19 protein-coding genes and 2 pseudogenes are annotated in these 26,547 nt (G+C 39.8%); 17 read left to right on the top strand and 4 right to left on the bottom strand.

Annotation, left to right across the window (positions count from 1 at the left end):
- Nucleotides 1–18: 18 nt before the first annotated feature.
- The 11 genes from LXM54_RS23155 (at nucleotide 19) to LXM54_RS23105 (ending at nucleotide 14,378) form a co-directional block, all read left to right on the top strand.
- Nucleotides 19–2,139 (top strand): glycoside hydrolase family 52 protein, encoded by a 2,121-nt coding sequence (locus LXM54_RS23155; RefSeq protein ID WP_233317854.1) that lies wholly within the window; start codon nucleotides 19–21, stop codon nucleotides 2,137–2,139.
- Between the two features lie 20 nt (nucleotides 2,140–2,159).
- Nucleotides 2,160–2,792, top strand: a complete 633-nt coding sequence (locus LXM54_RS23150) for a YesL family protein (protein ID WP_233317853.1) — start codon at nucleotides 2,160–2,162, stop codon at nucleotides 2,790–2,792.
- Nucleotides 2,793–3,194: 402 nt separating this feature from the next.
- Entirely contained in the window at nucleotides 3,195–4,157 is a 963-nt protein-coding gene (locus LXM54_RS23145) for an ABC transporter permease (protein ID WP_233317849.1), read from the top strand.
- Nucleotides 4,158–4,169: 12 nt separating this feature from the next.
- On the top strand, nucleotides 4,170–5,039 hold the full coding sequence (locus LXM54_RS23140) for a carbohydrate ABC transporter permease (RefSeq protein ID WP_233317848.1): 870 nt from the start codon (nucleotides 4,170–4,172) through the stop codon (nucleotides 5,037–5,039).
- Between the two features lie 83 nt (nucleotides 5,040–5,122).
- Complete coding sequence (locus tag LXM54_RS23135; RefSeq protein WP_233317846.1) at nucleotides 5,123–6,751, top strand: ABC transporter substrate-binding protein; 1,629 nt, start codon at nucleotides 5,123–5,125, stop codon at nucleotides 6,749–6,751.
- A 62-nt stretch (nucleotides 6,752–6,813) separates the two neighbouring features.
- Nucleotides 6,814–7,503, top strand: coding sequence for a DUF624 domain-containing protein (locus LXM54_RS23130; RefSeq protein WP_233317843.1), 690 nt, complete (start codon nucleotides 6,814–6,816; stop codon nucleotides 7,501–7,503).
- Between the two features lie 26 nt (nucleotides 7,504–7,529).
- Nucleotides 7,530–9,542 (top strand): beta-galactosidase, encoded by a 2,013-nt coding sequence (locus tag LXM54_RS23125; RefSeq protein WP_233317840.1) that lies wholly within the window; start codon nucleotides 7,530–7,532, stop codon nucleotides 9,540–9,542.
- A 62-nt stretch (nucleotides 9,543–9,604) separates the two neighbouring features.
- Nucleotides 9,605–10,276 carry a GntR family transcriptional regulator gene (locus LXM54_RS23120; RefSeq protein WP_233317838.1) on the top strand — a complete coding sequence of 224 codons (672 nt, stop codon included), beginning with the start codon at nucleotides 9,605–9,607 and terminating at the stop codon, nucleotides 10,274–10,276.
- A 67-nt stretch (nucleotides 10,277–10,343) separates the two neighbouring features.
- Nucleotides 10,344–11,453 (top strand): mannonate dehydratase, encoded by a 1,110-nt coding sequence (gene uxuA, locus LXM54_RS23115; protein ID WP_233317836.1) that lies wholly within the window; start codon nucleotides 10,344–10,346, stop codon nucleotides 11,451–11,453.
- Nucleotides 11,437–12,282: an SDR family oxidoreductase gene (locus tag LXM54_RS23110; protein WP_233317833.1), complete on the top strand. Its 846-nt coding sequence runs from the start codon at nucleotides 11,437–11,439 to the stop codon at nucleotides 12,280–12,282. The genes uxuA and LXM54_RS23110 overlap by 17 nt, the downstream gene beginning before the upstream one ends.
- Before the next feature lie 35 nt (nucleotides 12,283–12,317).
- Nucleotides 12,318–14,378 carry an alpha-glucuronidase family glycosyl hydrolase gene (locus LXM54_RS23105; RefSeq protein WP_233317831.1) on the top strand — a complete coding sequence of 687 codons (2,061 nt, stop codon included), beginning with the start codon at nucleotides 12,318–12,320 and terminating at the stop codon, nucleotides 14,376–14,378.
- Between the two features lie 238 nt (nucleotides 14,379–14,616).
- Here the strand turns inward: LXM54_RS23105 and LXM54_RS23100 are convergent, their stop codons facing one another.
- Nucleotides 14,617–15,798, bottom strand: a complete 1,182-nt coding sequence (locus LXM54_RS23100) for an ROK family transcriptional regulator (RefSeq protein ID WP_325169593.1) — start codon at nucleotides 15,796–15,798, stop codon at nucleotides 14,617–14,619.
- A gap of 261 nt (nucleotides 15,799–16,059) precedes the next feature.
- Here LXM54_RS23100 and xylA point away from each other — a divergent pair, with 261 nt between their 5' ends.
- From xylA to LXM54_RS23085, 3 genes are all read left to right on the top strand, one after another.
- The gene (gene xylA / locus LXM54_RS23095; protein ID WP_233317829.1) at nucleotides 16,060–17,391 is read left to right on the top strand and encodes a xylose isomerase; all 1,332 of its coding nucleotides are present in this window, start codon (nucleotides 16,060–16,062) and stop codon (nucleotides 17,389–17,391) included.
- Nucleotides 17,392–17,467: 76 nt separating this feature from the next.
- Nucleotides 17,468–18,964: a xylulokinase gene (gene xylB, locus LXM54_RS23090; RefSeq protein ID WP_233317828.1), complete on the top strand. Its 1,497-nt coding sequence runs from the start codon at nucleotides 17,468–17,470 to the stop codon at nucleotides 18,962–18,964.
- A gap of 21 nt (nucleotides 18,965–18,985) precedes the next feature.
- Nucleotides 18,986–19,969, top strand: coding sequence for an aldo/keto reductase (locus LXM54_RS23085; RefSeq protein ID WP_233317826.1), 984 nt, complete (start codon nucleotides 18,986–18,988; stop codon nucleotides 19,967–19,969).
- A gap of 48 nt (nucleotides 19,970–20,017) precedes the next feature.
- Here LXM54_RS23085 and dpsA read toward each other — a convergent pair whose 3' ends face one another.
- Nucleotides 20,018–20,878 (bottom strand): dipicolinate synthase subunit DpsA, encoded by an 861-nt coding sequence (gene dpsA, locus LXM54_RS23080; protein WP_233317824.1) that lies wholly within the window; start codon nucleotides 20,876–20,878, stop codon nucleotides 20,018–20,020.
- Nucleotides 20,879–21,134: 256 nt separating this feature from the next.
- Between dpsA and LXM54_RS23075 the strand changes: the two genes are divergently transcribed.
- Nucleotides 21,135–22,727 (top strand): ATP-binding protein, encoded by a 1,593-nt coding sequence (locus tag LXM54_RS23075; RefSeq protein WP_233317821.1) that lies wholly within the window; start codon nucleotides 21,135–21,137, stop codon nucleotides 22,725–22,727.
- A 57-nt stretch (nucleotides 22,728–22,784) separates the two neighbouring features.
- Here the strand turns inward: LXM54_RS23075 and LXM54_RS28610 are convergent, their stop codons facing one another.
- Together LXM54_RS28610 and LXM54_RS28605 are read right to left on the bottom strand one after the other, a co-directional pair.
- Complete coding sequence (locus LXM54_RS28610) at nucleotides 22,785–23,732, bottom strand: methyl-accepting chemotaxis protein (protein WP_442780533.1); 948 nt, start codon at nucleotides 23,730–23,732, stop codon at nucleotides 22,785–22,787.
- A pseudogene (locus LXM54_RS28605) lies at nucleotides 23,724–24,746 on the bottom strand (HAMP domain-containing protein); the annotation flags it as partial. The pseudogene LXM54_RS28605 and the gene LXM54_RS28610, both read right to left, overlap by 9 nt.
- Nucleotides 24,747–25,050: 304 nt before the next feature.
- Between LXM54_RS28605 and LXM54_RS23065 the strand changes: the two are divergent.
- Both LXM54_RS23065 and LXM54_RS23060 read left to right on the top strand, forming a co-directional pair.
- Nucleotides 25,051–25,848, top strand: a complete 798-nt coding sequence (locus LXM54_RS23065) for an NUDIX domain-containing protein (RefSeq protein ID WP_233317817.1) — start codon at nucleotides 25,051–25,053, stop codon at nucleotides 25,846–25,848.
- Nucleotides 25,849–25,978: 130 nt separating this feature from the next.
- A pseudogene (locus LXM54_RS23060) lies at nucleotides 25,979–26,543 on the top strand (cysteine hydrolase family protein).
- Nucleotides 26,544–26,547: the final 4 nt, after the last annotated feature.

Genomic DNA, 26,547 nt, shown 5'->3' with positions numbered 1-26,547 from the left:
GAAAAGGAGCTGTGATTTATGCCGGAAAATATGTTTTTTAATGCACATCACTCCCCAATTGGGGCATTCGCAAGCTTTACACTCGGATTTCCAGCAGCAGGCGGAGGGCTTGATTTGGAACTGGGCCGTTCACCAAAAAAGAATGTTTATATTGGTGCGGAAAGCTTAGATAAAGAGGGGATTTACGAGGCATTTCCGTTTTTTGATTATCAGGAAGATGACGAAAGCAAACGCTATGATATTGAAAATATGGACCCTGATCCAGACAAGCCAAATATTATTTTCCCGTTTTCAAAGGAGAAGGTAACAAGAGAATTTAAGCTTGGAACAGATACATGGAAAGCAGGGGACTTAACCTTCAAAGTTTATACACAAGTAGAATCTGTACCAGAACCGGGGAAGGGCAATGAGGAGGAAATGAAGAGGATTCTTCTTCCGGCAGTCCTCGCAGAATTGACGGTTGATAATACAAAAGGAACAAAAGCTAGGCGGGCGTTTTTTGGGTATGAGGGCAGTGACCCGTACAGCTCTATGAGGCGGCTCGATGATACGATGGACGGAATCGCTGGAATCGGCCAAGGCAGGCTGACTGCAATCGCCGCAAGTAATGCAGATATTAACTCCGCTATGCATTTCAGCATGGAAAATATCTTGACGACACCGCAAGAAGAAAACTGGACATTTGGATTAGGTCCGCTCGGTGCACTAGTCGCAGATGTTCCTGCAGGAGAATCGAGGACATACCGGTTTGCTGTCTGTTTCTATCGCGGTGGAATTGTTACTGCCGGCATGGATACATCTTATTACTATACGAAGTACTTTAAAAATATCGAGTCTGTCGCAGCCTACGCGTTGGAACATTTTGATGAGATTGCAAAAAGAGCAGAAGCTGCGGATGACCGCCTATTAGCTGCTAACCAGTTATCTGCAGACCAGCAGTTCATGCTGATTCACTCGATTCGCAGCTATTATGGTTCCACACAGCTCCTTATTTGTGACGGTGAGCCGTTCTGGGTTGTCAATGAAGGGGAATACAGAATGATGAACACCTTTGATTTAACTGTTGATCAAATATTTTTTGAGCTGAAAATGAATCCTTGGACAGTAAAAAATGAGTTAGATATGTTTGTGAAGCGCTTCAGCTACGAAGATAAAGTCCGGTTCCCTGGCAGTGATACGGAATACCCTGGCGGCATCAGCTTTACTCATGATATGGGTGTTGCCAATACAATCTCCCGTCCGCATTACTCTTCATACGAACTGTATGGGCTTGACGGTTGTTTTTCCCATATGACACATGAACAACTTGTAAACTGGATTTTATGTGCTGCTGTTTACGTGTCACATACAGCCGATGAAGCTTGGCTAAAAGAGAATATGGAAATGGTGGAGCGCTGCTTTGAAAGCATGGTAAACAGAGACCACCCAATTCCAGAAAAGAGAAACGGCTTGATGGGACTGGATTCCTCCCGAGTAATGGGCGGGGCTGAAATAACCACATATGACAGCTTAGATGTCTCGTTGGGGCAAGCGCGAAATAATATTTATCTCGCAGGGAAAATTTGGGCATCTTATGTCGCCCTTGAAAAAATATTCAAGGAACAGGGAAAAGAAGACTTGGCAAAGCAAGCAGGCCTACAAGCAGAAAAATGCGCAAATACGATTGTGGAGAATGTGACAACAGAAGGCTATATCCCAGCAGTAATTGGAGAAGGCAATGATTCTAAAATAATTCCAGCAATTGAAGGGCTTATTTTCCCATACTTCACAAACTGCCAGGAAGCGCTTGAAGAGACAGGACGGTTCGGCCCCTATATTCAGGCATTGAAAAAACACCTAAAAACAGTAATGACAGAAGGAGTTTGTCTGTTTGAAGACGGCGGCTGGAAAATATCTTCAACAAGCAGCAACTCATGGCTCAGTAAAATTTATTTAAGTCAATTTATCGCAAGAGAAATCCTTGGCTGGCAATGGGATGAAAAGGGAGCGAAAGCAGATGCCGCTCATGTTAAGTGGCTGACACATCCCGTTCTTTCCGTATGGAGCTGGAGCGACCAGATTATTGCAGGGGAGATTGCGGGCAGTAAGTATTATCCGCGCGGTGTGACAAGCATTCTTTGGCTTGCAGAAAGCAAGTAAGAATAATAAGAGGTGGGAATATGTGGGCGAAATCGATGGGAAAGCTGTTCACTGTTTGTGAGTGGATCACTAGAGGTGCTTACCTTAATATCTTATGGATGGCATATACAGCTGCAGGTTTGTTTGTATTCGGGTTCATGCCTGCGACTACAGCTATGTTTGCGGTGATAAGGAAATGGCTGAGAAGAGAAAAGGACATTCCTGTCTGGAGGACATTCCATGATGTGTATAAACAAGAATTCATTAAAGTAAATTTATTAGGAATTATCCTAATATTACTTGGCATGATTCTTTGCTTGGACTATTGGTTTCTCCAGTTTACAAATGGTGTAATAAAAGGGATGATGACAGGACTGTTACTTTTGCTGTCAGCTGTTTTTCTAACATTGCTAGCATACTTTTTCCCAGTTTATGTCCACTATGACTTGAAGCTTGGCGACTATCTTAAATATGCTCTAATTCTTGGAGCGTATCATCTGCATGTTACATTATTCATGCTAATTCTTACAACAGTGACAGTTAGTCTTTTGTTATATATGCCTGGCGTTATTCCATTTTTCGGAGGTATTTCACTTGCCTGGATTTGGATGGCGGGAGCGAATTACAGCTTTATACAGATTGAGAAAAGAGGAAAGAAAAGACTGGCTGTTTAATGAAGCAGCCAGTTTTTTTAAAGGTAAATTAGAACAATGGAAAATTTCAGAAAATACTTAGTTTGTGCATTGCACTAACTAAGTAACGGTGCTATACTAAAACTACATTATTAATGAAACCGCATACATTTCTGTAATAGCAACGTTTATCAAACACATAATTAAAACTCCGCAGCATTTGCTCGCATCCTGACGGCTCTAAAACATCCTATGAACATTAATCACCAATCTACTTAAATAAAGCATTTCTCACTAAAATAACATTTATTAAACAGATCTTGCTGACGGCAAACTACCATACTAGTATTCCGTTTAGTTAGTTTGTGAACACTTTAGTTTATGAATGTATTCATTTTTTGAGTGCACAGCTTTATTCCATCCTAAAAGATGAGGGGGATTTTAATGGAGACAGAAATAGTGAAACGAACAAAAAAGGCATCAGTTAAGACGAAAAAAAGCAAGATAAAGATATCCCTTATTGCGATTCGCAAGGATTGGCAGTTATATTCCCTGTTGATTTTGCCCATTATTTATCTATTGATTTTTAAGTACGGCCCAATGCTTGGAAATGTGATTGCCTTTAGAAGGTATATGCCAGGTGGAAAAGTTTACGGGGAAGAATGGGTTGGGCTTTACTACTTCAAGATGTTTATTAATGATCCAGTTTTTTGGAATGTTTTTAAAAACACATTCATTTTGGGTGGTTTAACCTTGCTGTTTTGCTTCCCAATGCCAATTCTGTTTGCATTGCTTCTAAATGAAATCAAATCAACTAAATTTAAAAGATTTGTACAGACTGCATCCTACTTGCCTCACTTCTTATCAATTGTCATTATCGCGGGAATGATCCTGCAATTGACAGCACTTAATGGTTCTATTAATTCTATTGTTGAGTTTTTTACAGGTGAAAAGGTGAATTTTATCCAAAGTGCAGAATGGTTTCGCACGATATATATTAGTTCAGAGATATGGCAAGGAATGGGATGGGGAGCGATTTTATATTTAGCTGCACTGACCACTATTGACCAGTCACTTTATGAAGCAGCGAAAATCGATGGAGCAAACAGGTGGAAGCAAACGCTCCATATCACAATACCTGGAATATTACCCACCATTGTTACTTTATTGATTTTAAATACTGGCAGCTTTCTAGCGATAGGCTTTGAAAAAATTCTCCTTCTTTATAACCCTTTGACATATGAGACATCAGATGTGATTTCTACCTACTTATATCGTGTCGGTCTTGAATCGAATAATTTCAGTTATGCGACAGCAATTGGGTTATTTGAATCAATAATTGGGTTGGTGCTTGTCTTGACTGCCAATTCGATTTCACGAAAATTAACAGAACGAAGCTTATGGTAGGAGGGAAAAAGCATGAAAGAATCCAAGCAATACAAGATATTCAAGGTATTTAATGTGTTTGTCCTGTTGATAATTGTCTTTTGTACCCTATATCCATTTATTAATGTTATTGCACAGTCATTCAGCAGTGAAGCTTACATTAATGCAGGTAAAGTCAGCTTGCTACCTAAGGGCTTTAATATGGAAACATATAAAAAAGTTGTTTCCGATAAAATTTTCTGGATCAACTATAAAAACACGGTAGTTTATACCGTTGTAGGCACATCCATTTCCATGTTTTTAACAACCATTTTTGCTTATGCCCTTTCGAAAAAAAGGCTTGTAGGCAGAAAGTTTCTCACTGTTTTTGCCGTCTTCACCATGTTTTTTAATGGGGGCTTGATTCCAAATTATGTCTTGATTAATAGTTTAGGTTTCAATAATACAATGTGGGCGATTGTTATACCTGGAGCAATCAGCATTTATAATATGCTGATTATGAAATCCTTTTTTGAAAACATGCCAGAGGAACTCGAGGAAGCTGCATCCATCGACGGGTTAAACACTTACGGAATTCTCCTGAAAATTATATTGCCTCTAAGCAAAGCTGTTATCGCAACAATGATTTTGTTTTATGCAGTTTCGTATTGGAATTCCTGGTTTTCCGCTTTCCTCTATTTAGACAAAAAAGAGCTGTTCCCAGTGACCATTTATTTGCGGAATATGATTGCAGGAGCAACGAGCAGTATGGCAACAGGGGCAACATCAGCAGATAATTTGACGCAGATTTCTGCAAATATTAAATCAGTTACAATGGTGCTCACCATTTTACCGATTCTTACTGTCTATCCTTTTGTACAAAAATATTTTGTTTCCGGCGTCATGCTGGGCTCTGTCAAGTAATGCTAAAGCGGTCTTTAGTGCAGTGAGCTTGTTATATAAAGAATTCAATGCACTTTTTAATAAATAGATGGGGAGGAAAAAAAATGAAAAAAAGCTTAAAAAGTTTAAGGCTGTTGTTTGCTTTATTATTGGTGTGTGTCATTGTTATTGCCGGCTGCTCGAAAGATAACCCTGCCAGTTCAGATGGAAAAGTATCTTCTAAAGGGGCGATGGAATCCTATCAGGCTGGAGAATTATTTAAAGCAACAGAAGAGTTTGATTTATCGATTCTTTATTCTGACCATCCAAACTACCCTTATAAAAAGGATTGGTTGTTTTGGGAAAAACTAAAGGAAATGACAAATGTTACATTAAAGCCTACAACTGTTCCGATGAGTGATTATCCGCAAAAAAGAAGCTTATTAATGAGTTCTGGTGATTCGCCGTTAATCATTCCGAAAACCTACCCTGGAGAAGAATCAGCTTTTGTTTCATCAGGAGCAATATTGCCTGTAAGCGATTATATTGATATGATGCCTAATTTTAAAGAAAAAGTGCAAAAATGGAAACTTGAAGATGAATTGGAAGGCTTGCGGCAGAATGATGGTAAATACTACTTACTACCAGGCTTGCATGAAGAGGTTTGGCCAGATTATACCCTTCTTATGAGAACAGACATATTGGAGGAAAATAATCTCGAGATTCCTACGACATGGGATGAATTATATGAAACGATGAAAAAGCTGAAGGAGATATTTCCAGATGTTATCCCGTTTTCTGATCAATTCACTTTCAACAGTACATTAAATGTTGCTGCTGCAGGCTTTGGCACAAAAGCAGGATGGGGATTTGGCAATGGATTAAGCTATGATCAAAGTAAGGATGAGTTTGTTTATGCTGCAACGACAAATGAATATAAAGATATGCTTACCTATTTTCATAAATTAGTAGAAGAAGAGCTGCTGGATAAAGAAAGCTTTACACAAACGGATGACCAGGCCATTCAAAAATTTGTGACAGGAAAGTCATTTATCATCAACGGCAATTCACAGACAATTAATTTGCATAGGGTAGATATGGATAAAACAATTGGGAAAGGAAAATATAAAATCCAAAAAATCACTGTTCCCGGCGGACCGGCTGGCCAATTGATGGGAGGCTCCAGGCTTGAGAATGGTGTGATGATTTCTTCGAAAATAAAAGAAAGCGATTACTTTAAAGCGATCCTACAGTTTATAGATTGGCTGTACTACAGCGATGAAGGGCAGGAATTTGCAAAGTGGGGAGTGGACGGCACGACATATACGAAAAGTGATGGGACACGCAAGCTTACGGAAGATGTTAATTATAACGGTTTAAATCCGACTGGCACAAAGGACTTGCGTGTTGATTACGGTTTCTCAGGCGGCGTGTTTGCATATGGAGGGACGACAGAACTTCTTCATTCTATGATGAGTGAGGAGGAGATAAAATTCCAAGAAAACATGGCTAATACAAAAAAGGTGATACCGGCAGAACCGCCAATTCCTTATACGACTGAGGACCGGGAAAAAGCGACACTATTGAGCACACCTTTAAAGGATTTCACTGATCAAAATACACTTAAATTTATAATAGGGTCACGCAGTTTGAGTGAATTTGACCAATTTGTAAAAGAATTGAAAACACAAGGGTTGGACCAGTATTTGGAACTTTCTAATAAAACGTATCAAGATTATAAAAAGAACAACTGATAACGATTGCTGCCTCACCAATATTATTGGAAGAGGCAGCTTTTAAAAAGGGGGGCAGAGAGTTGGAAGGGAAGAAGGAATTTGGCGAGGGTATACTGTTTACCTTTACGAACTATGTCTACTCACTGCTTTTAGCCAATTTTTTATTTGTTTCAGTCAATGCTGTTTTTATTTTTTTCTTTATGGCATTAGAGCCTTCATTTTCAAACATTCTTATCTATATGATTGCACTGATTCCAACAGGACCCGCCATATCAGGATTGCTGTATGTATTGGAAAAGTTGTTGAGAACAAAAGAGGCTATTACTGTTTCGGATTACTTCTATGGTTATAAAACAAATATTAAGAATACGTTACTTCTATGGTGCATGATACTCGCCGTTTTTAGTGTTTTATTAATAGACCTGCAATATCTAAATCAGACAGCTTTACTAATAGAGCAACTAATTTCCATTGTTCTTTATATCCTGTTTTTACTTGCTGTTTTAATAAGCATAAACATGCTTATTCTTAATGCAAAGTTTGAGTTCAGAAAAAAAGATATTTTCAAACTGTCCATTTTTTATAGTTTTACACATGTAAAAGCATCGCTTGGAAATATTTTTATTCTGCTGTTAATTGTTTTCGTCACAATGCTGACATCTGATTTTATCCTATTGTTTGTTGCAAGTATTATTGGCTTACTTCTTATCAAGAACGCCCGCCGATTGCTGACAGACGTGGAAGCTACGTTCATTAAACGAGATAAATAGACTTTAAAGAAAGGTAGGTATTAGTCATGCAAAAAGTTCTTTACGGAGGCGATTATAATCCGGAACAATGGTCTCAGGATGTATGGTCAGAAGATATGAAGCTGTTTGAAGAAGCTAATATTGATACATTGACTGTCGGTGTTTTTTCTTGGTCCATCATCCAGAAGGATGAAAATACGTTTGATTTTACTGTTTTTGACAAGGTGATGGAACTGCTTCAGAAAAAGGGCAAAAATATTTGTCTTGGAACGGGAACAGCAGCGCATCCACCGTGGCTGGCCAAAAAATATCCCGAAGTGACTCGAGTCGATTTTGAGGGAAGAAAGCATAAGTTTGGACAGCGGCATAATTCTTGCCCGAATAGTCCTATCTATCAAAAATATTCACGTTTAATGGCAAAGAAAATGGCGGAAAGATACGGCCATATGGATATTAGCGCCTGGCATATTAACAATGAATATGGTGGTACCTGCTACTGTGAAAATTGTGAAAAAGCATTTCGTGTTTGGCTGAAACAAAAATACGGAAGTCTTGAAAAATTGAATGAAGCTTGGAATACGATTTTTTGGTCTCATTATTTTTATGATTGGGATGAAATTGTTGCTCCTAATGCTTTAAGTGAACATTACGGCAGAGAAAATGTAACAGCTTTTCAAGGCATAACATTAGATTATATGCGCTTTAATTCTGACAGTCTCTTAAACAACTTTTTAGGTGAGAAAGCAGAATTAAAGGCAGTAACACCTTCCGTTCCTGTAACAACAAATTTTATGGGGATGTTTAGACCTCTAGATTATTTTAAGTGGGCAGACCATCTTGATTTCATTTCATGGGATAATTATCCGCCTGACATGCACTCAGAGGCAAGGATGGCTTTGACACATGACTTGATGAGGGGCTTGAAAAAAGGCAAGCCTTTTTGGCTGATGGAACAAACACCGACAACGACAGCATGCAGGGATATTAATCCTGTGAAAAGGCCTGGAGTAATGCGCTTATGGAGTTATCAGGCTATTGCCCATGGTTCTGATTCTGTTCTGTTTTTCCAAATGAGACAATCAAAGGGAGCCTCTGAGAAATATCACGGTGCGGTTATTAACCATGCCAGTCGCAACGATACAAGGGCTTTTAAAGAAGTGAAGAAGTTGGGGGAAGAATTGTCTGCTGTTGGAAATCAGTTTATTTCAGCAGAAACAGCGGCAAAAGTAGCATTCGTATTCGATTGGGACAGCTGGTGGTCAGTGGAAATATCAGACGGTCCTACGCGTTACATGAACTACCAGCAAACAATGATTCATTATTATCAGGCCTTTTTTTCGCAGAATATTGCTATTGATATGATCAGCATTGATGGTGATCTTGAGAAATATGATGTTGTTGTAGCACCGTTACTGCACATGATTAAAGATGACTTTCATAAAAAAGCAGAGCAATTCACTGCCAATGGCGGATGCTTCATCACAACCTATTTAAGCGGGATTGTTGATGAAAATGATAATGCTATTTTGGATGATAATCCGGGATTACTGAAGAACTTGCTTGGAATCCGCATTGATGAGACAGATACATCGATGCCAAACGAAAGGAACTCCCTTGTTGTCAGCTATGGCGACTGGAAAGGTAATTATGACTGCAGCTTAATTTATGATGTTATTCAGACAGAGGGTGCGGAAACTATTGCCGAATATGGACAGGATTTTTATGCAGGCATGCCGGCTGTAACAAAAAATAAATTTGGAAAGGGAGAAGGCTGGTACATTGGCAGCCAACCAAATCGGCAGTTTCTTGAGAAGCTATTTGCATCAATACTAGAGTCCAGAGGAATCAGCTGTATGATTCAGGCTGATTCTGGTGTTGAAATAACAGAGCGCAAGAAGGATAACTATATCTTTTCCTTTGCTATGAACCATGGGGACGAAGAAAAAGAAATCATTATAGATGATGCCAGCTACTCACTTTTAGATAAAAAAATATACAAAAGCGGTGACAAAATAACGATTGATGCAAAGGACGTCATCATTTTAAGACGCGAGATATGACATTAAGCAGAAATCTGGATTCCTATAGTTGGCACCACAGCTAGGAAGATAGGAGGAAACCTATGCCGGTTAAAAAAGGCACTGGTTCAACAAGAGACTTTTCTTACCAGATATTAAAAACAAAAATACTCAATCTGGAATTAAAGCCAGGCACAAAAATCTCTGAAAAGGAGATAGCAGATGAACTCAGTGTAAGTAGAACACCTGTGAGAGAGGCTTTTATGATGCTTGCCCAAGAAGACCTTCTTGATGTCATACCTCAGATTGGCACAATTGTTTCAAAAATAAACTTGGAGTATGTAGAGGAAGGGCGATTTATAAGAGAAAAAATAGAAAAAGAGATTGTTGCACTTGCGTGTGAGCTATTTCCTGATGAGTACAAAAACAAGCTGGAAAAAAATATTGCCTTACAAGAGCTTTGCGCCAAACACAACAACCATCATGAACTGTTTGAATTGGATGAGGAATTTCACCAGTTAATCTTTAAGGGCTGCAGAAAGGAAAGAACATGGAGAATGCTGGAGTTACTAAATAGCCATTTTAATAGATTAAGGCTTTTAAGGCTCACAAGTAATTCTAATTGGGAAATTATTATTTATCAGCATAAGAAAGTCTTTCAGTTTATAACCGAGAGTAAGAAAAAAGAGGCAATGGAAATAATGGAGCAACATCTTCGCCTTGTTGTAATTGAACAAAATGACCTTAAAGTTAAGTATCCCGATTATTTCATATAAGTGAATTTATTGGCAGTGCTGATTATCAGCAGCATATAGAAACTTTAAAAGCTTGGAGGAAAAAAGTGTGAAAGTGACATTTAGGTGGTTTGGGGCAGAGGATGACAGTGTTTCTTTAGACCATATTAGGCAAATTCCCGGAGTGGAGGGGATAGCTGGAGCTTTATTTGACATTCCTGTCGGGGAAGTTTGGCCATTGGAAAAGCTACTGGCATTAAAACAAGAAATCAACGGCAAAGGACTTCAGCTTGAAGTAATTGAAAGTGTGAATATTCATGAGGACATTAAACTTGGCCTTCCCTCGCGCGACAAGTATATAAGCAATTTTCAAGAGACAATCCGCAACTTAGCAGCAATTGGTGTAAAAGTGATTTGCTATAATTTTATGCCAGTTTTTGATTGGACACGAACAGATCTTGCTAAGGAGCTGGCTGATGGATCCAATGTACTTGCTTATGAAAAAAATAAACTTGCTGATATGGACCCCTTCTTCCTTGTCAAGAAAATAGCTGATGGTTCAAAGGGATTTTCACTTCCAGGCTGGGAACCAGAGCGTCTTGCCAAGCTTGAGGAACTGTTTCGCTCCTATAGTGCTATAACGGAAGAAGACCTGTTTGCACATTTGAAATATTTTCTGGAGAAAATTATTCCTGTTGCAGATGCCTGCGGGATTAAAATGGCCATTCATCCAGATGATCCGCCATGGCCAGTGTTTGGGCTGCCTAGAATTGTTGTCAATAAAGAGAATTTAGAGCGGATTGTCAAACTTGTCGATAATCCAGCAAATGGACTCACCATCTGTTCAGGGTCATTAGGGGCTAATCCAGCTAATAATATTCCCGAAATTATGGCTCATTTTTTGCAGATGGATCGTGTTCCATTTGTACACATCCGAAATGTGAAGATATTCGAAAATGGTGACTTTGAGGAGTCCTCCCATCGAAGTGCAGATGGTTCTCTTGATATTTGTGAAATTGTAGAGGTTCTTCATGACGGAGGATTCTCCGGTTATTTCCGTCCAGATCACGGTCGCATGATATGGGGGGAGCAGGCTCGGCCAGGTTATGGCTTATATGACAGGGCTTTAGGAATAATGTATATTCTGGGCATTTGGGACAGTCTTGAACAAAGAAAACAGAATATAAAAAGGAGTGCATTAAATGCTTCCAATATATGAGGGATTAACTGGTAAAGTAGCAGTTGTGACTGGAGGCGGAGGCGTTCTTTGCAGCTGTATGGCCAAAGAGTTGGCGAGACAGGGAATGAAGGTAGCGATACTTAATCGTACGTATGAAAAAGCGGCAGCTGTTGCAGATCACATCATAAAAAACGGTGGAGAGGCGATTGCGGTACAATGTGATGTTGTCCAAAAAGAGGATGTAATACAGGCAGAGAAAAAGGTGTTTTCGGCATTTGGAGCTTGCGATGTACTCATTAATGGGGCAGGAGGGAATCATGCCAACGGAATTACCTCTAAAGAGACATTACAGCTTGAGGACCTTCAGGATAAAACATTGACTAGCTTTTTCGATTTGACCTTGGAAGGTTTTTCATATGTTTTCGATCTTAACATTATCGGGACATTGATTCCAACGCAGGTTTTTTCGAAAAGAATGGTTGGCAATAAAGGCACTATCATCAATATTTCCTCGATGAGCGCACCAAGTCCAATGACAAAAGTGCCTGCATACAGTGCAGCAAAAGCAGGCATAGAGAACTTTACGAAATGGCTCGCCGTTCACATGGCCGAAAGTGGTGTCAGAGTGAATGCTATTGCTCCGGGATTTTTTTTGACAAAACAAAATGAAGCACTTTTAAAAAATGATGACGGCAGTTATACAGAAAGAACAAACAAAATCCTTGCCCATACACCGCAAAAAAGGCTTGGCAAACCGGAGGATTTATTAGGCACCTTGTTATGGCTTGTGGATGACTCATCAAGCGGGTTTGTAACAGGCATCAGTATCCCAGTTGACGGCGGATTTATGGCGTATTCAGGTGTTTAGGCTAAGATGTATGAAACTTGAGAGGAGAGCTAAGTATGGGTGCTTCGCAGACTATTGAAAAGGATTATGCAGAATATTGCTGCTGGCTTCAATATGAAAGAAATCCAAAAGTAAAGAGAGCTTTTTTTACGAATATTAATGTGTCCGAATACAGTAAAACAGATGTAACACAAACAGCGGTTGAAGAGCTGTACAGAGGCTTATCAGCCATTGTTGGCACCCCGCCAGCAATCAATCAAAGACAAACATCAGCCATTGTTTTAGCAACAATAAACAGCCCTGAGTTACCAGCGGAAATAGATGTAGCGCAGCTGAGCTCTCAATTGAATGAAGAAGGATTTTGCATACGGATGGACAATAAGGAGGAATGCTTATATTTAATCGGCAAAACAGATAAGGGTATTCTTTATGCCGTATTCCATCTATTGCGAATGCTTCAAACTGGTACAAATATAAACATGGAAACAATAGAGAATCCAACAAACGAATTTAGGATGATTAATCATTGGGATAATATGGATGGCTCAATCGAGAGGGGCTATGCAGGAAACTCTATTTTCTATAAAGATGATCAAATCCTAGCTGATTCAGAGAGAATAAAAGATTATGCCAGACTTTTAGCTTCTGTAGGCATTAATGCCATAGCTGTAAATAATGTCAATGTACATAAAACAGAGACAAAGCTAATAACAGATCAATATTTGCCGGAAGTGGCGAAACTAGCATCAGTTTTTAGGAAGTATGGAATTAAAATATTTTTGAGCATTAATTTTGCCAGTCCGATGGAGCTTGGCGGCTTACCCACTGCAGATCCATTAAATCCGCAAGTGCAAAACTGGTGGAAGGAAAAAGCGCAAGAGATTTACAATGAAATAGCAGATTTTGGTGGCTTTCTCATTAAAGCGGACTCTGAGCACCGTCCAGGTCCATTTACTTATAACAGAAATCATGCAGATGGTGCTAACATGCTTGCAGAAGCTTTGCAGCCATTTGGCGGTATTGTAATTTGGCGCTGTTTTGTTTATAACTGCCTTCAGGATTGGCGGGACAGAAAGACAGACCGGGCTCGTGCCGCATATGATCATTTTAGGCCGCTAAACGGTATGTTTTTAGATAATGTAATACTGCAAATCAAAAATGGGCCAATGGATTTTCAAGTGAGAGAACCTGTTTCGCCACTGTTCGGAGCAATGCCTGACACGAATCAAATGTTAGAGTTTCAAATTACGCAGGAATATACAGGGCAGCAGAAGCATGTATGTTATCTTGTTCCCCAATGGAAGGAAGTACTGGATTTTGACACCTATGCGAAAGGGCAAGAATCTTTTGTCAAAAGATCTGTCGATGGCTCCCTTTATGGAAACAAGCATGGTGGAATAACAGCAGTAGCGAACATCGGCGATAATTGGAACTGGACGGGACATACCCTTGCACAGGCTAATTTGTATGGTTACGGCCGCCTTGCCTGGAACCCTGACTATTCGGAGGAGATGATTACAGAAGAATGGGTCGCTCAGACATTTGGAACGGATGAAGCAGTTATGCTGCAGGTATGCGATATGCTGCGTAAATCGTGGAGTATATACGAAGCATATACCTCACCCCTTGGAGTCGGCTGGATGGTAAATCCCGGCCATCATTATGGGCCGAATATTGACGGATATGAGTATTCGGTTTGGGGAACCTATCATTTTGCTGACTGCAATGGAATCGGTGTCAATCGTACAGCTAAAGACGGAACAGGCTACACGTCCCAGTACTTTAAGGAAAACTATAAACTATATGAATCTATGGAAACATGCCCCGATGAGCTGCTGCTTTTCTTTCACCATGTTCCCTATAAGCATGTGCTTCAATCTGGTGAAACGGTAATTCAGCATATTTATAACACCCATTTTGAGGGGGTTGAACAAGTAGAGAGGCTGATGCAAGACTGGCAAAAGCTAAAAGGGAAAATTAATGAAGAGAGATTTACAGGAGTTCTCCACCGATTAAGTGTTCAGCTTTCTGATGCCAAGGAATGGAGAGATATTGTCAACTCCTACTTTTTTCGCAAATCGGGGATTGGCGACAATAAGCATAGAACCATTTATTAGAAAAGTATTCGACTTAGGCTTGGAACAAAGTTGCGTAAAGGAAATTGATGCAAATTCGTAGCAAGCATTCGGGAGAATGAGATTTCCTGATAAAGATTATTCCCAATTATTATAATAACGTCTGTGCGCACAGGAGACTGGTGTTACTATGATATGTTTTGAAATGGAATATGGATGTTTTGCCGCAAATAGCTGTAAAAAAAGCGTGAACCATATTTGGTTTACGCTTTTATCGTGTTTAGCTTTGAAGCTGTGCCTTCAGAAATGCTTCTGCTGAAAAAGCAGACGCTCCTAATGCAGACACTGGCAGAGACAAATCGGAGAAATCAATTCTGATATCTGTCTGGTTAAACGGGGAAGTATATGCTTTGATAACTTCCTTTACCTTTGGTTCAAGCCACTGTTTAAAGGAAGCAAGCCGATTTCCGATAATAATTTGTTCAGGATTGAAGGCATGGATGATATTAATGATGCCGACAGCCAAGTTCTCACCAATTTCTTCTAATATATTTATTACTTGTTCGTCCTCTTTTTTTGCGAGCAGTAAAATATCATCTAAACAAATGTCACTTTCCTTTTTAAGATTCTTGCTGTTTGCTTTTAATAGTAAAGCCTGTTCTGAAGCGTAAAGCTCCCAGCAGCCTTTGTTGCCGCATGTACATTTGGCTCCGTTTCGATCAATCGTCATATGCCCGACTTCACCAGAATAGCCGTTAAATCCGCTGTAAAGCTCACCGTTAATGATAACTCCTGCACCAATACCAATGCCGGCGCTGATATAAATCAAGTTATCAGCATGCTGACCCGCACCAAACCGCTTTTCTCCGTAGGCACCAGTGTTCGCTTCGTTTTCAACAATTACAGGTACTTGAAAGATTTTCTCCAGTTCTGATTGAAAATGAATATCGTGCCAGCCTAAGTTTGGGGCAAGCAAAAGTGTTCCTTTCTTATCGACGATACCGGGTGCGCCTACTCCAATCCCAACAATACCATAAGGAGAGGCTGGGGCAGAGCTTATTAAGGCGGTGATAATTTCCACTAGTCGGCTCATTGTATCTTCATAGGAAATATTTTTGTATGCTACATTCTTTTGTACAATAATATTGCCGCTGAGATCTGTCAGGACGCCAAGTATATAATTGACACCGAAATCTAGACCAATTGTGTATCCTGCCCCGTGGTTGAAGTGGAGCATTACTGGTCTCCGGCCACCGCTTGATTCGCCTGGACCTGATTCATTAATAAATTTTTCCTCTAACAGCTCCGCTACAAGCGAGGAAACGGTTCCTTTATTAAGGCCAGAACGCTGTGCGATATCTGCACGAGACAGTGGAGTATGATTGATAATTTGTGAAAGTACGAGTGACTTATTTTCCTTTTTTACAAGCTGTTGGTTCCAAGTGATTGGCATAAACGTCATTTAGCCCCCTTTTTGTCAAAAATAATATTCCCATTTTATCATTAATAACGGAAAACATTAATAATATTGAATTAAGTTTATCTAATAAACAAACAAAGTGCAACAAACTTAGTTTATTCAATAGACAAACTAAGTTTGTGCTGATATAATAGCTTCATAGCTAACAAGAAGATAGAGAGAGAAATGAATATAGGACTTTCTTTTTCTTTTATTTTGTAAGCGATATCAAAATCGATAATTTTAATGAGGAGGCAGTTAACAATGGCGTATTTTGAAAATATCAATCAAATCAGGTATGAAGGTCCAGCATCGAAAAATCCCTTTTCCTTTAAGTACTATAATCCAGAAGAGATAGTAAATGGCGTTTCCATGGAAGAGCAGCTCCGTTTTTCGGTAGCTTATTGGCATACATTCACAGCAGATGGAACGGACCCGTTTGGAAGCGGTACAGCCATCCGCCCTTGGAATCACTTAAAAGGTTTAGATTTGGCAAAAGCCCGTGTGGAAGCTGCTTTTGAATTATTTGAGAAACTGAACGCTCCGTTTTTCTGCTTTCATGATTCTGATATTGCACCAGAGGGAAATACATTAAAAGAAACATATGATAATCTTGACCCGATTGTAGCGATGATCAAGGAATATATGAAAACAAGCAAAACGAAATTACTTTGGAATACAGCTAATATGTTTACACATCCTAGATATGTGCACGGTGCAGCAACTTCCAATAACGCCGATGTGTTTGCGTATGCTGCAGCAAAGGTGAAAAAAGGCCTTGAAATTGGCAAGGAGCTTGGTGCAGAGAACTATGTGTTCTGGGGCGGCCGCGAAGGTTATGATACATTGCTGAACACTGATATGAAACTGGAGCAGGATAACTTAGCCCGTTTCTTCCATATGGCGATTGACTATGCACAGGAAATCGGTTTTGATGCTCCATTCTTAATCGAACCAAAACCAAAAGAACCGACAAAGCATCAGTATGATTTTGATGTGGCGACAGGATTGGCATTCCTGCAGAAATATGATCTTCAGGATCACTTTAAGTTTAATATTGAAGCAAACCATGCGACGCTTGCCGGTCACACTTTTGAGCATGAATTGAGAGTAGCGAGAATTAACGGCATGCTTGGATCTGTTGATGCTAACCAAGGTGATACATTGATTGGCTGGGATACAGACGAGTTCCCGACAGATTTATACAGCACCACTTTAGCCATGTATGAAATCTTGCTGAATGGCGGACTTGGCAAAGGCGGTTTAAACTTTGATGCGAAGGTGCGCAGAGGCTCTTTTGATGCGGAAGATCTTTTCCATGCACATATTGCAGGGATGGATTCCTTTGCAATCGGCCTTAAGGTTGCCAATAAGCTAATTGAGGATAGAGTTCTAGAAGACTTTATTTCTGACCGCTATGCAAGCTTTAAGGAAGGAATTGGCCTTGATGTCGTCGAAGGAAGAACTAACCTCCATAAACTGGAGCAACATGCTCTTGCAATTGGTGAAGTGACAAATAAGTCTGGCCGCCAAGAACGCTTGAAGGCGATTGTGAATCAATATTTGTTGGAAACATTAGCGCAAGTACGCGTATAAAAGAGAGAATGTGCTGGGGATCATACCAGCACATTTTTTAACAGGTAAGGTAAATGACTAAATGAGGTGATCTGACATGAAGTATTGCTTTGGAGTAGATTTAGGTACAAGTGCTGTAAAGATTTTACTTGTTGATAAAAACGGAAATGTCGCTCATGAGGTATCAAAGTCGTATCCTTTGATCCATGAAAAATCAGGCTACAGTGAACAAGACCCTGAGGAGTGGGTGAACAAAACACTTGAGGGCTTCACGGATATCATAGAAGTGTTCGAAGGGGAGAAAGAGGATATTGACGGGATAAGTTTCTCAGGTCAAATGCATGGCCTTGTCCTGCTCAATAAGGAAAATCAAGTATTGCGAAACGCGATACTTTGGAATGATACGAGAACAACAGAGCAGTGCCGGTTAATTGAGGAAAAGGCTGGTGAAAAATTGCTTTCTATCACAAAAAATCCGGCATTAGAAGGCTTTACTTTGCCGAAACTGTTATGGGTTAAGCAATATGAAGAAGATATTTTCAAACAAGCCGCTGTTTTCATGCTGCCAAAGGATTATCTCAGGTACAGGCTCACTGGCAGCATACATACAGAATACTCCGATGCTGCAGGCACTCTTTTGTTAGATATAAGTAAAAAAGAATGGAGTGCAGAGCTTTGTGAATTGTTCGGCATTGATGCTAGTCTTTGTCCGCCGCTTGTTGAATCACATGCACTTGTTGGAACTGTCACAGCAGAAGTTGCGGAGAAAACAGGGCTGTCTCCTGAATGCAAAGTGTTCGCCGGCGGTGCGGATAATGCTTGTGGAGCAATCGGCGCAGGTATTCTGGCGAGTGGGAAAACACTTTGCAGCATCGGCACATCTGGTGTTGTGCTTTCCTATGAAGAAAAAGCAGAGAAGGATTTTCAAGGAAAGGTACATTACTTCAATCATGGAGAGGAAAATGCCTATTATACGATGGGAGTGACATTAGCAGCAGGTCACAGCTTGAGCTGGTTTAAAGATACTTTTGCCGAGCATGATGGTTTTGAGGAAATGCTGGCAGAAATAAATCTTGTTCCAATTGGGTCAAACGGACTGTTATTTACCCCATATTTAGCAGGTGAGAGAACACCATATGCAGATGCATTGATTCGGGGCAGTTTCATAGGAATAGATGCAACACATAAACGCCGAGATTTTGTTCGTGCTGTACTGGAGGGTATTACCTTTTCCTTAAATGAATCAATTGAGATTTTTCGAGAGCACGGTAAGACAATTGACACAATTATCTCAATTGGCGGCGGAGCCAAAAATGAAGCGTGGCTGCAGATGCAGGCAGATATCTTTAATGCAAAAGTCCTGAAGCTATCAAGTGAACAAGGGCCAGGGATGGGAGCGGCCATGCTTGCAGCAGTTGGAGCAGGGTGGTTTTCGTCATTAGAGGAGTGTGCGAACACGATGTTGCAGACTGTGAAGGAATATGAGCCTATTCAAGAGAATGTAAAAAGGTATGAAGAATTATACCGAATCTACAAGAAGGTCTATGGTCAAACCAAAATGCTGTCTGAAGAGTTAACACAGTTTCGAAAATAATGGAAACAAGGAGGCTCTAATATGAAGTATAGAGAGCTGGGGAAAACAGGTCTGAAGATAAGCGAGGTCAGTTTTGGAACATGGGCGATTGGCGGTTCATGGGGGAAAACGGATGATGAAGAGGCACTGAAATCGCTTGACAGGGCAATAGGGGAAGGGGTGAATTTCTTTGATACGGCCGATGTCTATGGGAATGGACACAGTGAGGAATTGCTGGCTAAGGTGTCTAAGGGGAAGGAAGAGGATATTCACATTGCGACAAAATTTTGCCGAGGCGGAGATATTCATGCAGCCGACACCTACACTTATGAAAATGTTCGAACCTTCTGCGAAAACAGCTTGAAGCGCTTGAACAGAGAAGCAATTGACTTATATCAGATTCATTGTCCGCCCCTTGAAATCCTTCAGGACGGTAAAGTTTTTGCAGTGCTGGACCGTTTGAAGCAGGAAGGGAAAATAAAGCATTATGGTGTCAGTGTTGAAACAGTGGAAGAGGGATTGCTGTGTCTTGAGCATGAAGGGGTAGATTCACTGCAGGTTATCTTTAATATCTTCCGTCAAAAGCCTCTAGAGAAATTGCTGCCAGAAGCAAAGCAGAAGGGAACGGGTATCTTAGTTCGCCTGCCGCTGGCAAGCGGCCTGTTAACAGGCAAATTTACGCAGGGGCACCGCTTTGAAAAAGATGATCATCGCGCATTTAATGAAAATGGGGAGTCCTTTAATATCGGAGAGACTTTTAGCGGACTCGGTTTTTCAAAGGGTGTTGAGCTCACAGAGCAGATTGCGTGGATTGGTGATAGACGTCAATCGATGGCATCTGCTGCCTTAAGATGGATACTTGATCATGAGGAAGTGTCCTGCATTATCCCAGGCTTCAAAAATGAAAACCAAATTCTTGCAAACTTAGCAGCGCTGGATGAAGCACCTTTTACACAGGAGGAAAAAACGAGGCTTAACCATTTTTATCAACAGAACGTAAAAAACAGCATCAGAGGACCGTATTGAAGGAAAAGGGGCACTGCCCCTTTTTTATTATTTTCCTAACTTTATAGATTATTCTAGTATGATATCTGCAATAATCTCACCAGCTGTAACGGGTGCAACCTTTGCCGGCAGTCCAAGGGCATGGATTGCAGATATTCCTTTTTCCTTTGCATAAGCAAAATCGGTTCCGCCAGGCCGAGAAGCGAGATCGATGATTAATGTTTGGTCTGACAGCTTATCAAGCAGCTGTTTTGTCAAAACATGAAAGGGAACAGTATTAATCAGAATATTTTGCTGGTCAAGCTCATCAGGTAAATGTTTAAATAAGACAGGTGTTAAGCCCATTTCCTGAACACGTGCTCTGTCAGCAGACTCTCTTACAGCAACACTGACAACAGCGCCGAGATTTGAAAAGAGACGGGCAACAGTCATTCCTACTCTTCCAAACCCAAGAACTAATACATGAGAGCCATGAATCGTGTAATCCGTTTCTTCAATGGCGATTTTTAAAGCTCCTTCGGCAGTCGGGATAGAGTTTAAGATAGCAACATCATCTCTTGCAAAAATAGCCACAATGTTTCGTCCGGTTGTTTTTTTTATGTATTCTAAAAAGGGAGTGATAATGCCAGAATAAATGCAGCAGTTTTCCTTTGTTTTGCGGAACATATCCTCCGTCAAATAAATGTCTTCACTGGAAAACTTGGATTCTGCTTTTCCATCATTGCCGATACCTGGGATAGGCAAAAGGATGCTGTCCAAACTGCTGAAGTCAACTTCTGAGATATGCTGTTTGCATACATTGGCATACTCAAGCTGTACATTTTCAAAACCTGTTAATATAATCTGTCCAGCTGATTTGGCAAGCTTTTCGATTACATGCAGCTGACGCTGATCACCGCCGATAATCAGAATTGTATGTTGGTTAATCATCTAATCCCTCCTGAAAATTAAATTAGCACACTACTAATAATAATAGCCAATTGTAAAAAATAGTCCTGTAGTTATGATAATATATATTTTCATAGAACAAAGTTTTTTCAAATTTTTGTTAGAAATTATAGAATTTATCATCTCCATGTGGGATTTTTTTTGTTATGATATAATTTTAGTGAAGTGTGAGAAAAGCACTATTTATTGTGATAAATTAACATTTAATATAAAAGGATGGAAACAGGAGCAATTTATAATGGAGAAAGCAGCTATTGATTTTAATTTAATGAAAGCTAAGTTCCGCGAAAATGGCTTGCAGCCTACCGCTATTACTGTTTTTTCGGAAAGATTAAATGAAGAGGAATTATTACAAAAGCATATGCAGTACCAGGAAATCTTGGATGTGGTCATCTATTTTCTCGATAAATTCCTCGATTCGTTAAAAGAGATGCCTATAATCGCTTCTGTCTGTGATGCAGAGGGGTATCTGTTAAAAAATCTTGGTCATGAGCAGAGCATGCGGGATGCTGAAGCTCTCGGAATTAAAGAAGGAGTTCGCTTTACAGAAGAGGATTGCGGCATTGATGCGATTTCCTTGACGTTAAAGCACAAAAAAAGTGTAGAAATCGTAGGAACTCAGCATTACCATGAATATCTCCATCGTAAAGCCTGCTATGCTGTGCCGATTATCGACTGGACAGCGGATAAGGTTCTTGGAACGATTTCCATTATGACTGATATCGAGCATGCAAGCCCTCTTATGCTGACCCTTTTGTCAACGGTCAACCAAACGATTGAACGGGAAATTGATTTAATCAGACAAAACCATGAGCTGAACATATTAAACAAAATAATTATGGATACAACAAGAAATGGAATATTGGTTGCCGCTCAAAGCGGGAAGCTGATTGCCTTCAATGCATATGCTGAACATATAACAGGCTGGAAAAAGGAGAACATTATTGGTGCAAGCCATTTAACCCTGGAGTATTTCGGTGAATATTTGCAGAATGTCTTGTTAACAAAAAGGCCGTATACAGATATAGAAATAACCTTTACACGGGAAAAAGATCAGGAAGCTCTAATTTTTTTGCTTGATTGTTTTCCTATTTTCTTGAATAACGGCACACTTGTTGGAGCTTTTGCCCAATTCAGAGATTATACCGAAAAGAAGAATACAGAGAAGCTGCTGCTAAATTCAGAAAAGCTGACAGCTGTCGGCCAAATGGCTGCAAGTGTTGCACATGAAATCCGCAACCCGCTGACAACTATTCAAGGTTTTATTCAATATTTGGAAAAAGACTTTCGGGAAAAGTCGCATTATGACCTTATCATGTCAGAGCTAAAGCGCATTAACTTTATTGTTAGTGAGTTTCTGATTTTGTCCAAGCCGCACGCTGTCCATTTCATTAATCAGGATTTGCAGAAAATTATGGATGAGACAGTTTCTCTCTTTCAGGCGAGTGCAAACATGAACAATATACTAATAGAAAAAAACTATGCTCAAGATAATATCTTTGTCCAATGTGATGAAAATCAATTAAAGCAAGTCTTCATGAACGTCTTCAAAAATAGTGTAGAAGCATTGCCTTATGGGGGAAATATTAAAATTCGCACAAATGTGACAGAGGATAAAGAAGCGATTATTCAAATAGAGGATAATGGGATTGGCATGACACCAGCACAAATTAAAAGACTCGGCCTCCCGTTTTATACGACAAAGGATACTGGCACTGGCTTAGGGTATATGGTGATCATTAAAATCATTGAACAGCATCAAGGCCATCTTCATATTGAGAGTTCTGTGAATAAAGGAACGACAATTGAAATCAGGCTCCCGCTTAGTTAATATAACAAACTATAATAAAGGCCGCCGCAGATTGCGTATCTGCGGCGGTCTTTATTGTTAATATTTATATTGCTTAATTATTTCATGAAGTTCATCTGCCATGACAGACAGAGTGTGAGAAGCTGACGTAATCTCCTCCATTGCTGCAAGCTGCTCTTGTGTAGAGGCAGCAACTTCTTCTGATGAGGCTGCATTGCTTTTGGCAATATCTGAAACTTCATAGGCCGTTCCTTCCACTACTTGAACAACTGTAAGCATAGTCTTAATCGTGTCAGCTACAACGTCCATTTTCGGATTGATATCTTTCATACTGGAAAGAATATCGCTGAATTTTTGAATGGCATCCTCCGAAACAGACAACCCGCTTTGCACATTGTCAACAACGGTAGACATTTTTTGCACAGTATTTTCTGTGTCCTGCTGGATTGCCTTAATTAATTCGGAAATCTGGCTTGCTGAATTCTGAGACTGTTCAGCGAGTTTGCGAACTTCTTCTGCTACAACAGCAAAACCTTTCCCAGACTCACCAGCCCGAGCTGCTTCTATAGCAGCATTCAAAGCAAGGAGATTTGTTTGCTCTGATATTGCTGTGATAACACCAAGTATGGAGCCAATTTCTTTAGAACGGTCATACAAGGAACGTATTACTGTATTAGAATCTAATACAGAGGCATGAATTAGGTTCATTTGATCGACAGTCTGCTTAACAGAATGGCCGCCTTCTTCTGCTTTTTCTGTAGTTGCTCTCGTTAATTCCGAAACAGCTGCAGTACTTTCAGCAATAGATGCTGTACCAGCAGAGATTTTGCCTACTGACATAATATTTTCATCCATTCCAGCTGTCTGCTTTTCTGCATTGCTTGCTACCTCTTGGATGGCATCTGCGACTTGTTCTGTTGCTTCACTTGTTTGGACTGCGCTTGCATTCAGCTCTTCTGCTGAGGCGGCAACATGTACTGCATTTTGTTCAACGTTTCTTAACAAAGCGCGCAAGCTTGTCTGCATGTCAATGAAAGTCGCAGTAAGGTCGGCGATTTCATCATTTGATTTTACGTGAATTTCTTCTGTTAAATCACCGCTGCTGATTTTCTGTGCTGTTTGTTGGAGTGATTTCACTCGAATAACAATCGATCGTACAATCAGCATGACGATGGCTGCGCCAACAATCACTGCGGCAGCAATCACGAGGAAGGTCGTGTTTAGGATTGGGGCAGCAGCGTCCTCTGTTTCAGATGAAAACATTGTGCCTGCCACTTTCCAGCCTGTCAGCTTATTTGTTGTGAAATACATAACGCTTTTTTCGCTGTCAGCAGTATAATTTATAATACCGCTATCTGATTCGAACATCTTCTTATAATAGCTTTGCTCCGCTTTAGCACCAGCCTCCTCAAGCGGATTCACAATGAACAGTTGCTGTGTATCAAGCAGGATAGCATAACCATCCTCACCGATATTTACGCTTTTTGCTGTTTCCTCGAGTTTTTGAATGTTGATATCAATCGCGACAACACCGCTTGAGTCAGCAATCTTTTTCGTTACTGTTACAATCATTTCTCCAGTGCTTGCATCTTTATAAGGACTTGTAACAACAACATCATTATTGTTCATACCATCTTGATACCATGGTCTTTCACGCGGGTCAAAATCGCTTGGCAAATCCGTTTTAGGATATGAGATCATCTGACCATCCGTTGTGCCAATATAGATGCTTTGCACCTCCGGATGTAAGCCGATATATTGAGTAAACTTTTGCAATGCTTCAGAATTATCTCCGCCTTCATACATATCAGCATTCAGCAGATCAGCAAAAAAGCTTGCATCATGTATCTTTGGGGAAAGGGTATTGTCTATATTTGAATTAAGAAGCTTTACATTTTCTTCCGCACTTTTTAATAAACTGTTTTCCAGTTCATGTTTTGCGCTGTTATAGGAAAGGAATCCTACTAATACTGTTGGAAGTAAAAGAATAACAGCAAAAGCAGTGTATAGCTTAGATCTTAAATTCCATTTGAAGTTCATTTTTTTCATGATGCTTCTCCTTAAGTGAAATTTAGATTACTTGCAACTATTTAACGTTGTTAAGCAATCTTATTAAGATTTATTTCGGCACATCAACATTATAGTTAAGCACTGCTTCTGAGAAATTTTAATTAGTGCCAAAATTCCTAAAATGAAAATGCTTTATTTGTAAAAATTTTAATTTTGTGGATATAAAATAAATGATCTGATTTTAGGCTTGCATTTGGAAGGAAAAGGAGTTATATTATCATTAACAAGTAATTATTGAATTACAAATTACTGATTGATAAGAGGGTTTATAAGCATGAAATATAAAACAGAAAAAGAAGTTCTGGCAAACTATGATTCGGCAAAGTACCGAACTCCAGACGGCTATACTGCTGATATTGCCATTTTCACAATCGTCTCAGAAAGAAAAGAAGAAAAGGCACCTCCAATAATGACATTAAAACTGTTACTCATAAAGCGGGCAGACGCGGATAACGACGGAAACCCAAATATTGAGGGCGGAAAATGGGCTCTTCCTGGGGGCTTTGTTGATGCAATCAAAGGAGAAACAGCTTTAGAAGCTGCGAAAAGGGAATTAAAGGAAGAGACAAATGTTGATGGTTTGCATATTAAGCATTTTGGTGTGTATGACAATGTCACAAGAGATCCACGGGGCTGGATGATTTCCAATGCTTTTTACGCCATTGTTCCTGAGGAATATATTCAAAAGCGCGAGGCGAACGATGACGCAGCAGAAGTGGAGCTGTTTGATATGGAAGAGGTAACTCAGTTGAAATTAGCTTTTGATCACGAAAAAATTATTGCAGATGCCCATATGTTTATAAAACGTGACATGATTACCACAACTGCAGCAAAAAGCTTCTTGCCAAAGGAATTTACATTGTCTGAGCTGCAGCGCGTTTTGTTGACGGTAGGAGAAGACCCTAGAATCTCAAATGATTCCGTTTTTTTCACAAAGGCGCCAAAGCTTCCGTTCATTGAAAAAGCATTAGATGCAGACGGAACGCCGAAAAAAACGAAAAGGAATTCATTCAGACCATCACAGCTGTATGTTTTTAATGATTTTGAAATAGTGGAATCCATTTATCATTAATATCTGAAAAGAAGGAAAGAGAGCAGCTTTCCTCCTTCTCTTTAAGGTTAGTAATTTGTAAATTGTTAATTACAAATAACTTTAAAATTTTAAATCAGCAAATTTTTAGTTAAGGGAGGAATAATCTATGGTGAATAAGGCGTTAATAAATATTGACTATACATTCGATTTTGCTGCCGTGGACGGGCGATTATCTTGCGGGGAAGGGGCAATTAATAGAAAGAGAAGTTTCAGCCATTACGGAAAGATTTATACAAAACGGTGATTTTACAGTGTTTGCAATTGATGTTCATGAATTAAATGATCATTATCATCCAGAGCGAGCATTGTTCCCCCCACATAATATTAGGAACAGTGCGGGCAGAAATTTATTCGGCAGTTTACGGGAAGTTTATGAAAGAAATAAACAGTCTCCACATATTTATTATCTAGATAAAACAAGATATTCAGCATTTGCAGGGACAGATTTGGAGTTGAAATTAAGGGAACGAGGGATAACAGAACTTCATCTTGTTGGGTTATGCACAGATATATGTGTGCTTCATACGGCTGTGGATGCATATAACAAAGGCTTTAGCATAGCAGTTTATGAGGATGCAGTTGCCTCCTTCTCCCAACAAGGGCATGATTGGGCAATGGAACATTTTAAAGCGGCATTAGGAGCTACGATAATCAAGGGAAAAGGAGTGTGTTAAATAA

It is taken from the genome of Bacillus sp. Au-Bac7, from assembly GCF_021341655.1.
Lineage (GTDB): Bacteria > Bacillota > Bacilli > Bacillales > Cytobacillaceae > Niallia.
Note: the sequence above shows the minus strand (reverse complement) of the source record. Positions and strands in the feature narration are given on the sequence as shown.

Coding starts and splice junctions, on each gene's coding strand:
- xylB (WP_233317828.1), top strand. CDS start 17,468: ATGAAGTATTGCTTTGGAGTAGATTTAGGTACAAGTGCTGTAAAGATT.
- LXM54_RS23145 (WP_233317849.1), top strand. CDS start 3,195: ATGGAGACAGAAATAGTGAAACGAACAAAAAAGGCATCAGTTAAGACG.
- LXM54_RS23100 (WP_325169593.1), bottom strand. CDS start 15,798: ATGACGTTTATGCCAATCACTTGGAACCAACAGCTTGTAAAAAAGGAA.
- LXM54_RS23105 (WP_233317831.1), top strand. CDS start 12,318: ATGGGTGCTTCGCAGACTATTGAAAAGGATTATGCAGAATATTGCTGC.
- LXM54_RS23155 (WP_233317854.1), top strand. CDS start 19: ATGCCGGAAAATATGTTTTTTAATGCACATCACTCCCCAATTGGGGCA.
- LXM54_RS23075 (WP_233317821.1), top strand. CDS start 21,135: ATGGAGAAAGCAGCTATTGATTTTAATTTAATGAAAGCTAAGTTCCGC.
- LXM54_RS28610 (WP_442780533.1), bottom strand. CDS start 23,732: ATGCAGACAAGCTTGCGCGCTTTGTTAAGAAACGTTGAACAAAATGCA.
- LXM54_RS23110 (WP_233317833.1), top strand. CDS start 11,437: ATGCTTCCAATATATGAGGGATTAACTGGTAAAGTAGCAGTTGTGACT.
- LXM54_RS23065 (WP_233317817.1), top strand. CDS start 25,051: ATGAAATATAAAACAGAAAAAGAAGTTCTGGCAAACTATGATTCGGCA.
- LXM54_RS23125 (WP_233317840.1), top strand. CDS start 7,530: ATGCAAAAAGTTCTTTACGGAGGCGATTATAATCCGGAACAATGGTCT.
- xylA (WP_233317829.1), top strand. CDS start 16,060: ATGGCGTATTTTGAAAATATCAATCAAATCAGGTATGAAGGTCCAGCA.
- LXM54_RS23085 (WP_233317826.1), top strand. CDS start 18,986: ATGAAGTATAGAGAGCTGGGGAAAACAGGTCTGAAGATAAGCGAGGTC.
- LXM54_RS23120 (WP_233317838.1), top strand. CDS start 9,605: ATGCCGGTTAAAAAAGGCACTGGTTCAACAAGAGACTTTTCTTACCAG.
- LXM54_RS23135 (WP_233317846.1), top strand. CDS start 5,123: ATGAAAAAAAGCTTAAAAAGTTTAAGGCTGTTGTTTGCTTTATTATTG.
- dpsA (WP_233317824.1), bottom strand. CDS start 20,878: ATGATTAACCAACATACAATTCTGATTATCGGCGGTGATCAGCGTCAG.
- LXM54_RS23150 (WP_233317853.1), top strand. CDS start 2,160: ATGTGGGCGAAATCGATGGGAAAGCTGTTCACTGTTTGTGAGTGGATC.
- LXM54_RS23140 (WP_233317848.1), top strand. CDS start 4,170: ATGAAAGAATCCAAGCAATACAAGATATTCAAGGTATTTAATGTGTTT.